The organism is Methylobacterium sp. WL18 (assembly GCF_008040015.1).
In the GTDB taxonomy this organism is placed as follows: domain Bacteria; phylum Pseudomonadota; class Alphaproteobacteria; order Rhizobiales; family Beijerinckiaceae; genus Methylobacterium; species Methylobacterium mesophilicum.
Genome location: NZ_VRVD01000461.1, coordinates 1 through 3,804, shown reverse-complemented (window position 1 = coordinate 3,804; position 3,804 = coordinate 1). Strand labels below are relative to the sequence as shown.

Annotated in this window: 2 protein-coding genes; both read left to right on the top strand. The window is 70.3% G+C overall.

The window, feature by feature from the left end:
• A partial coding sequence (gene pyrD, locus FV228_RS22910; RefSeq protein ID WP_147856703.1) for a dihydroorotate dehydrogenase (quinone) occupies positions 1-791 on the top strand: 791 nt, incomplete at its 5' end.
• 691 nt (positions 792-1,482) lie between these two features.
• On the top strand, positions 1,483-3,780 hold the full coding sequence (locus FV228_RS22905) for an FdhF/YdeP family oxidoreductase (RefSeq protein ID WP_147856702.1): 2,298 nt from the start codon (positions 1,483-1,485) through the stop codon (positions 3,778-3,780).
• The last annotated feature ends 24 nt before the right edge of the window (positions 3,781-3,804 follow it).

Here is a 3,804-nt window from a genome sequence, read left to right as displayed (position 1 = left end):
GGCCACGGGCGTTCCGCCTCGCGGCGGACCGGGCGGTGATCAACCGCTACGGCCTGAACAGCGAAGGTCTGGCGACGGTGGCGGGGCGGCTCCGGGCCCGGGCCGGCCGGCCGGGCCTCGTCGGGGTGAATATCGGGGCCAACAAGGACTCCACCGACCGGCTGGCCGACTACGTCGCCTGTACCGAGAGCCTCGCTCCGCTCGTCGATTTCGTCACGGTCAACGTCTCCTCGCCCAACACGCCGGGCCTGCGCGACCTGCAGGGCGAGGCTTTTTTGGACGAACTGCTCGCCCGCACCGTTGAAGCGCGGGACGCGGCCGGCGCCAAGGCGGCGGTACTCCTGAAGATCGCCCCCGACCTCGCGCTGGATGCCCTCGACGCGATCTGCGCCACGGCGCTGAAGCGCGGGGTCCAGGCTTTGGTCGTCTCGAACACCACGGTGGCGCGGCCCGAGAGCCTGCGGGAGAAAAGCCTTGCCCGCGAGACCGGCGGCCTCTCCGGCCGGCCGCTGTTCGGCCCGGCGACCCGGATGCTGGCCCAGACCCGCCTCCGCGTCGGCGACACGCTCCCCCTGATCGGCGTCGGCGGCGTCGATTCCGCCGAGGCCGCCTGGATCAAGATCGAGGCCGGGGCGACCCTGGTCCAGCTCTATTCGGCGTTAATCTATGACGGGCCGGGGCTGGTGGATCGCATCAAGGCCGGCCTCGTGAAGCGGATGGCGGCGGAGGGCGTCGCCGCGCTCAGCCAGGTCGTCGGCCGGGGCGCGGAGGCGCTGGCCCGCGCGGCGTGAGGGACGTTCGTCAAGGCGCTTCCCAGTCTCGACCTCATGTCGAGGTGGCGTAGCGAAGCGCCCCGCAGGAGGCCTTCAGGGTTCGCACAGGCCGCGCTTTCGAGGTGTCTGCCGGAAGCCGTCGGCATCTGACCGTCCCGTTGGGCCGATGCGCCTCGTTCCTTGCCGAGGCGGTTCCAGAAACAGCCCCATCATCCCGGGCTCGCCTGCGGCGCCCCGGGATGACGGGGCGGAGGCATAAAAGCGTCCGCAGAAACCTGGGATGCGTGGAGGGCGGATATCCCTCTGCGACCCGTCTCCGGCTTGCCGCCGTCTCGGCTATGGCCCACTGTGTGATTGCGCGCCCCGCCGGACCTGGCCTGTGCGGCCCGGAACGCTTGATCCTCTTGGCAGATCTCCTCGCGGACCGACAAGCGCAGACACCTTGAAGGGGCTCGCGCGCGGCGCTTGGTTCCTCAGGCTGCGCGCGCAAGATGGGTTCGGAACCGAACCGTCGGCGGCCCGGTCCGACCGCTGCCGAGCGTCGCACCCGCCAGTTTAGAAAGGCTTTGCCAAGCGGTGACTTAGCCTGTGTCCCGTGCATGAGGGGCCTGCGCCGGCACGCCATTGTGACCGGTATCCCAAGCCGCTTATCTCGCGGTTGCGAATTGGCGAGCTCAGCTCGTTTTCACAAGAACATCCAGGACAATCCATGGCCCAGCCTGACGGGGCTCCCAAGCGCTCATCCGCCGCCGGCGGCTGGGGCGCTCTGAAGAGTTGCGGCAAGCACCTGTTCGGCTCGCGCGCTCCGCTGACGGGGGCGCGTGCGCTGCTGAAGGCGAACCAGCCCGACGGGTTCGATTGCCCGGGCTGCGCCTGGGGCGACCCGGAGCACGGCTCGTCGTTCGAGTTCTGCGAGAACGGCGTGAAGGCAGTCTCCTGGGAGGCCACCGACAAGCGCACCCCGCCCTCCTTCTTCGCCCGCCACACGCTCACCGAACTGCGCGGCTGGAGCGACTACGCCCTGGAGGGCGAAGGCCGCCTCACCCACCCGATGCGCTACGACGCGGCGAGCGACCGCTACTTGCCGGTGAGCTGGGACGAGGCCTTCGCCGAGATCGGCGCGACTTTGCGCGGCCTCGACAACCCCGACCAGGCCGAATTCTACACCTCGGGCCGCGCCTCCAACGAGGCCGCCTACCTCTACCAGCTGTTCGCCCGGTCCTACGGGACCAACAACTTTCCCGACTGCTCGAACATGTGCCACGAGGCCAGCGGCGTCGCCCTGATCGACGCCATCGGCATCGGCAAGGGCACGGTGCTGCTGGAGGATTTCGAGAAGGCGGACGCGATCTTCTGCGTCGGCCAGAATCCCGGGACCAACCATCCGCGCATGCTCGGCGACCTGCGCCGGGCGGCCGAGCGCGGCGCCCAGGTCGTGGTGCTGAACCCCGTGCGCGAGCGCGGGCTGGAGCGCTTCGCTGACCCGCAGAACACCGTGGAAATGCTGCGCGGCTCCAGCCAGCCGATCGCCAGCCACTACCTCCAGCCTCGTTCCGGCGGCGACATGGCGGCCTTCCGGGGCATCGCCAAGATCGTGTTCGCCCGCGACGCCGAGGCCCTCGCGGCCGGGCGGCCGTCGCTGCTCGACCGGGCCTTCCTGGAGCACCACACCGCAGGGCTCGACGCCTACCGGGCCGCCGTGGAGGCCACCGCCTGGGACGCGATCCTCGACCAGTCGGGCCTGACCTACGAGGACATCTCCGCCATGGCGGATGTCTATCTCGGCGCGCAGCGGGTGATCGCCACCTGGGCCATGGGCGTGACCCAGCACCGCCACTCGGTGGCGACCGTGCGGGAGATCGCCAACCTGCTGTTCCTGCGCGGCCATATCGGCCGGCCCGGCGCCGGCCTGTGCCCGGTGCGCGGCCATTCCAACGTGCAGGGCGACCGCACGGTCGGGATCAACGAGCGCCCTTCGGTGGCCTTCCTCGAATCGCTGGAGCGGCATTTCGGCCTCGCCATGCCCCGCCGGCACGGCCACAACGTCCTGGCGGCGATCCGGGCGATGCGCGACGGCACGGCGAAGGCCTTCATCGGGCTCGGCGGCAATTTTTTGCGCGCGACGCCCGATACCCCGGTGGTGGCGCAGGCGCTCGCCTCCTGCCGCCTCACCGTCCACATCGCGACCAAGCTCAACCACGCCCACCTGGTGCCGGGCGCCATCGGCTACCTGCTGCCCTGCATGGGCCGCACCGAGATCGACCGGAACGCGGCCGGCAAGACCCAGATCGTGACCGTCGAGGATTCGATGAGCATGGTCCACGGCTCGGGCGGCATCAACAAGCCGGCCTCCAAGGAGCTGCGCTCCGAGATCGCGATCATCGCCGGCATGGCCCAGGCCACCGTCGGCTCGGCCGCGATCGACTGGGCCGGGCTCGCGGCCGATTACGACCGGATCCGTGAGGCGATCGCCGCGACGATCCCGGGTTTTACGGAGTACAACACACGGGTGCGCAAGCCGCGCGGCTTCATGCTGCGCAACCTCGCCGCCGAGCGGGTGTTCGAGACCGCCACGGGCCGGGCCAACTTCTCCGCCGACGCCCTGCCGGCCGAGACCGAGCATCAGGTCGCGCGCAAGGGCCAGAACACCTTCGTGCTCCAGACCTTCCGCAGCCACGACCAGTACAACACCACGATCTACGGCCTCGATGACCGCTATCGCGGCGTCTACGGCGAACGGAAGGTGCTGTTCGCCCACCCGGACGACCTCGCCGAGATCCGCGATCGGATCGGCGAGCGCGTCGACATCGTCGGCCTCCATGCCGACGGCGTGACCCGGCGGGCCGAGGATTTCCGCCTCGTCCCGTTCGACATGCCCCGGGGCGCGGTGGCCGGCTACTACCCGGAGCTGAACGTGCTGGTGCCGCTCTCGACCTTCGGTGAGAAGAGCGACACGCCGACCTCGAAGTCGGTGCTGGTGACCCTGCAGGCCCGCGCGGCGGCGTGAGCGGGCCCGCGGACCCTCCCCCGG